Origin of the sequence: Stieleria sp. (assembly GCF_041595215.1) — a bacterium.
In the GTDB taxonomy this organism is placed as follows: domain Bacteria; phylum Planctomycetota; class Planctomycetia; order Pirellulales; family Pirellulaceae; genus Stieleria; species Stieleria magnilauensis.
On record NZ_JBFHKV010000548.1, the window covers coordinates 1 to 5,507 of the forward strand.

At 59.2% G+C, this 5,507-nt stretch carries 4 protein-coding genes; all 4 read left to right on the forward strand.

The genetic code is table 11. The annotated features are described in order from the left end of the window. A partial coding sequence (locus ABX749_RS19770; RefSeq protein ID WP_372897486.1) for a topoisomerase C-terminal repeat-containing protein occupies positions 1 to 1,285 on the forward strand: 1,285 nt, incomplete at its 5' end. A 135-nt stretch (positions 1,286 to 1,420) separates the two neighbouring features. After that, the gene (locus ABX749_RS19775; RefSeq protein WP_095737198.1) at positions 1,421 to 1,603 is read left to right on the forward strand and encodes a DUF6800 family protein; all 183 of its coding nucleotides are present in this window, start codon (positions 1,421 to 1,423) and stop codon (positions 1,601 to 1,603) included. A gap of 257 nt (positions 1,604 to 1,860) precedes the next feature. After that, a complete protein-coding gene (locus ABX749_RS19780; RefSeq protein ID WP_372897487.1) occupies positions 1,861 to 2,604 on the forward strand; it encodes an ABC transporter ATP-binding protein in 744 nt (247 codons plus the stop codon). A gap of 129 nt (positions 2,605 to 2,733) precedes the next feature. Continuing rightward, the coding region (locus tag ABX749_RS19785; RefSeq protein WP_372897488.1) for a Gldg family protein at positions 2,734 to 5,507 on the forward strand (2,774 nt) is incomplete at its 3' end.

A 5,507-nucleotide genomic window follows, 5' to 3' on the forward strand; every position in this document is an offset into this window, starting at 1 on the left:
CACGACCCAGCCGCCGGCACGCTACACCGAAGCGTCGCTGACCCGGACGCTGGAAGAAAAAGGGATCGGTCGCCCCAGTACGTTCGCTTCGATCATCGGCACGATCACCGACGAACGCCGGAATTACATTTACAAAAAAGGCAACGCGCTGGTCCCCAGTTGGCGTGCGTTCAGCGTCACGCGATTGATGGAAGAGCACTTCGGGACGCTGGTCGATTACCAGTTCACCGCCGACATGGAGGACTTTTTGGACTCGATCAGCCGCAACGAAGGCGGGGCGGAAGAGTACCTGCGGCGGTTCTATTTCGGCGACGACGGCCCCGCCAGCGATGCGATCAAGCAATTGGCGGCCGATCACAACGTCGCGCTCAAACCGCGGCTGGAAAAGAAGCTCGAAGAGATCGATCCCCGCGTGACCGCCCGGTTTTTGATCGGAACGCCGACCGAGGGCGAGCACCGCGAAGAAGTGTTTGTGCGGGTCGGCAAGTACGGGCCGTTCTTGGAACAGGGCGAGCGCAAGGCGCCGATCCCCGAAGGCCTGCCGCCGGATGAATTGGATTTGGCCAAGGCGATCGAACTGCTCGATGCCGGGCAGGTCGAAGAGGAGCCGTTGGGAACGCACCCGGAAACCGGGAAGCCGATTTACGTCAAAATCGGTCGCTTCGGGCCCTACGTCCAGTTGGGCGCGCCCGACGACGAGGAAAAGAAAAACCAATCGCTGCTCAAGGGCATGGCGATCGAAGATTTGACGTTGGAGATGGCGTGCAAGCTGCTCGAATTGCCGCGAACGCTGGGGAATTTCCCCGACAACGACCAGCCCATCCAAGCCTTTGACGGTCGCTATGGGCCTTACGTCAAATGCGAAAAGGAAACGCGATCGCTGCCCGACGGAGTCTCCCCGCTGGAGGTCACGCTCGACGAGGCGATCAAGTTGCTGCGCGAGCCCAAGCGGCGTGGCCGGGCGGCGCCGAAGGAACCGATCAAGGTGTTTGAGGCCAAATCGCCGGTGACCGAAGCCGAGGTCAAGGTGCTCGACGGGCGTTACGGCCCCTACGTGACCGACGGCGACACGAACGCCTCGTTGCCCAAGGGCGTCGATCCGAAAGAGCTGACGTTCGAGTCCGCGATCGATCTGTTGGCCGAGCGGGCTGCCAAGGGTGGCTCGAAGAAAAAGAAGAAAAAGAAGGCGACCAAGAAGAAAAAGGCGACGAAAAAGAAGTCGGCCAAGAAGAAGGCGACGAAGAAGAAGGCCACCAAGAAGAAGGGTGTCAAGAAAAAGGCGTAACCGAACGTGGGATCGGCTTCCAGGCTGTCGGTCCCGGAAACGCACTACTCGGCGGGCCGAAAACTGACTAAACTTCGCGGCCCCACCGAAAACATCCAAACATTTCTAACCCCCATTCACTTTCTGGAGTTCCCTATGCCAAGTGGCATCGAACGAGTCCGCGAGATCAAACGCCTTCGAACCCGCCGTAAAAAGGTCGCCAAATTGCTGGCCCGAGCCAAGGCCGGAACGATGGACAAGTCGGAAGTGGTCCGAAAACTGAAACGATTGACGCCCGGTGCGGATGTGATCATCGAGCGTGAAGGCCTGAAGTCCTAAGGCGTCCCGCCGATCGGTCTTTCCTGTCTCGGCCATCTCGCGGCCTGTGCCGCCGCAGGACTCTTCACTCGCCCCCCTGCCCCGCCGCGAGGCTGTCTTTGGCCATCTCGCGTTCGGCATGGCGGTTTGCGATGCTGTCGTCACCGTCATTGCACGCGTCAGCCGAGATTTCTCGGCGACGTCTCTGAACCACGCTTCGGCTTGAGGCGTACCTGACGCTTGACGTCTATCCCGACCCCTACCCCCAACAGACGAACATGACAACGACGGAACAGCGGCGTCCGATGATCGAAGCGGACGGACTGAGTAAGTTCTATGGTCCGTTCGCGGCGGCCCGCGAGGTTACCTTCTCGGTGTTGCAGGGCGAACTGGTTGCGTTTCTCGGCCCCAACGGTGCCGGCAAGAGCACCACGATGAAAATGCTGACCGGCTACATCGCACCGAGCGAAGGTGAGGCGAGGATCGCCGGGCACAACATGATGGATGACCGCATCGAGGGCAGTCGTCATCTGGGCTACCTGCCCGAAAGTGGTCCGCTGTACATGGAAATGACTCCCTCGGGGATGCTGGACTTCTTTGCCGAAGCACGCGGGTTGGTCGGAGCCAAGAAACGCGACCGTGTCGAAGCGGTCGTCGAGATCTGTGACCTGTCGTCGGTGATGTACAAGCCGATCAGCAAGCTTTCCAAAGGATTCAAGCAGCGGGTCGGGATGAGCCAAGCCTTGCTGCACGATCCGGATGTGTTGATTTTGGACGAGCCGACCGCGGGGTTGGACCCCAATCAAATTCGCGGCGTCCGCAAGACGATGCGGAAGTTGGCCGAGACCAAGACGATTCTGTTGTCGACCCACATTCTGCAAGAGGTCGAAGCGATGGCCAACCGCGTCGTGATGATCAACGAGGGACGTCTGGTCTACGACGGCGACGTTCAAGGTTTGCGCAAGCACGGCAACGACGATTTGGATCAAGCGTTCCATCAATTGACGCAGTTCGACGCGTAAGATCGTCGAGCGGGAGAGGCTTCCAGCCTGTCAGTGCTGAATTGACAGGCTGGAGGCCGTTCCCGCGGATGAGAGGCCGGAAGCCTCCCCCTCATTTTCCCACCCCACACCTTCTCTGCCCGATTCACTATGAACCCCAACATCGCCGCGTTGTTGAACCTGGTCGTCATGGATGCCATTTTTCTGTGCATCGTGTTGGCCGTTTTCGGTTTGGTCGCCGGAACCAAACGCGCCGCCTTTGCGGTCATGAAACGCAACTTCGTCGGCTACTTCAGCAATCCGACCGGCTATGTGTTTCTGTGCATCTTCGTGTTCTTGACCTCGGTCGCTGCGTTTTGGCCGTACGAGTTTTTTAATCAAAACCTGGCAACGCTGGATCAGCTGAATTACTGGTACCCGTTGATCATGCTGGTGTTCATTCCGGCGATCACGATGAGCATCTGGGCCGAAGAGCGGCGGGCCGGGACGGACGAGTTGTTGCTGACGCTGCCGGCCGACGATTTCGACATCGTGATCGGCAAATACATGGCCGCCGCGGCGATCTTCACCGCGTCGCTGTTGTTCTCGCAGTTGAGCACCTTTGTCACGTTGACGGTTCTGACCGACGGCGGACTGGATACCGGGCTGATCTTCACCACTTACATCGGGTACTGGTTCGTCGGAGTCACGATGATCGCGATTGGAATGGTCGCCTCGTTCTTGACCGGCAACCTGACCGTCGGATTTATCTTGGGCGCGTTGTTCAACGCACCGCTGGCATTCGCTTCCCTGGCCGACTCGGTCGTCGGCAGCGGCGAGGCGGTCTTCGGAATCAACTTTGCCGAGCTGATCAAGGAAAGCGGGATCGCCCGGCCGTTCGACGATTTCGGTCGCGGTGTGATCAGCACGTCTTCGGTGATCTACTTTGTCCTGGTCACGGTGGTCGCGCTCTACATGTGCATGGTGCTGATCGGTCGCCGTCACTGGACCGGCGGCAAGGACGGCAACACGATGGCGTATCACTACCTGGGGCGGATCATCGCCCTGTTGGTGGTTACCGCCAGCGCGGTCGTCTTGTTCCGCAACCGCGACATCGTTCGCCACGACATGACCGAAGGCCAGGTCAGTTCACTGGCCCCGGCGACGACCAAGTTGATCAAAAACTTGGAGTCCGATCGCCCGATCAAGATCGACGCGTACATCAGCAAGGACATTCCCGAAATGTACGCCCGGACCCGCTACGAGCTGGTCAACTTGTTGAAAGAGTTTCAAAGCGAAGCGGCGGCTAGCGGACGAACGATCGAAGTCAATCTGTTTGATGAAATTGATTTGTTCAGCGACGAAGCCGCCGAGGCTGCCGATCGTTTCGGGATCGAGCCGGTCACGCGAATGGTTCGCGAACAAGGTTCATATCAGCAAAAGCGAATCATCATGGGGGCCGCGTTCCGCGCCGGCCTGGAAAAGGTCGTCGTGCCGATTTTCGAGTATGGCATCCCGGTCGAGTACGAGCTGGTTCGGTCGATCAACACCGTTGCACGCGGTGAGCGAAAACGCGTCGGCATCGTCCGCACCGATGCCCAGTTGATGGGCGGCATGTCGATGGCCGGCATGCAGATGCGACCGATCGAAAAGCACCCGTTGGTCGACGAGTTGAGCAAGCAGTACGAAGTGGAAGAGGTCAGCCTGGATGCCCCGATCAGTCCCGGCGTCTACGACGCCTTGTTCGTGGTTCAGCCCTCATCGCTGGCGCCACCGCAGTTCGAACGATTGCTCGAAGCGATCAAGGCGGGCGTGCCCACGGCGATCTTTGAAGACCCGCTTCCCTACGCCCGTCAAGACATCACGGCGACAGGCGAGCCCAAGCAACAACCCGGCGGCATGTTCGGCATGGGCGGCGGCGGGCAACAGCCCAAGGGCGACATTCGCGAACTGTGGGATATCTTGGAACTGAAAAGCACGGGCTCGCCCGGCGTCCAGTATTACAACAGCGACATCGTTTGGCAGGATTACAATCCCTATCCGAACCTGGACATGAACGTCGATCCGTTCTGGGCGTTCATCGATGAAAATGCCCCCGGAGTCGAACCCGGCCAGGCGCTTAGTGCCGCCAGTCCGATCACCGATGGGCTGCGTCAGGTGTTGGCACTCTACTCCGGAACGATCCTGCCGGCCGATGGTGCGACGTTGACGCACACGCCGTTGCTGGCCACCGGAACGGCCAGCGGAACACTACCGGTCACCAAGTTGGTGCAGCTGATGCAGACCGGGATGGAAGGATTGTCCGGCGCCATCGAGGGTCCGGCGCCCAACCAGATTTTGGCGATGACGGTCGAAGGCAAGCAGTCCGCCGCTGATTCGTCGGCCGACGCAGACGGCAAATCCGAAGGCGACGGCAAATCGTCCGGAAATCCGATCCGCGCCGCGTATGTCGCCGACATCGATTTGATGTTGCCGGTGTTCCTGCAGATCCGTGCCGATCCGAATCAAGCAACCGATCTGCGATTCCAATTCCAAAACGTTACCTTCCTGCTCAACACGATCGATTGGTTGACCGGCGAGACGGACTTTATTGACGTTCGCAAACACGAACCGATCTTTGCCAGTCTGAAGATGATCGATGAGGTCAAGGAAACCGCCAGCATGGATGTCCGCGCCAAACGAAAGGAGTTTCAGCGGCAATCCGAAGAAGCGATTCGTGAGGCAGAGGAAGCCCGCGATGAGCAGCTCAAAGAGTTGCGTGAGGAAGTCGCCGAGCTGCAAAAGAAAAGCAAGGACGGCAGCATCCCCAGGCCGCTGATCGATGCCAAGTCGATCGAGTTTCAGACGAAGTCCGAACGGTTGCAGCGGGCGCTGGCGGTCAAGCGAGAGAAGTTTGAACGCGAAGCCGAGCGGAACATCGCCAAGATTCAACGCGAGTCCGATCA

Excerpts from the sequence above, each read along its gene's own strand:
- ABX749_RS19775 (WP_095737198.1), top strand. The coding sequence starts at position 1,421 with ATGCCAAGTGGCATCGAACGAGTCCGCGAGATCAAACGCCTTCGAACC.
- ABX749_RS19780 (WP_372897487.1), top strand. The coding sequence starts at position 1,861 with ATGACAACGACGGAACAGCGGCGTCCGATGATCGAAGCGGACGGACTG.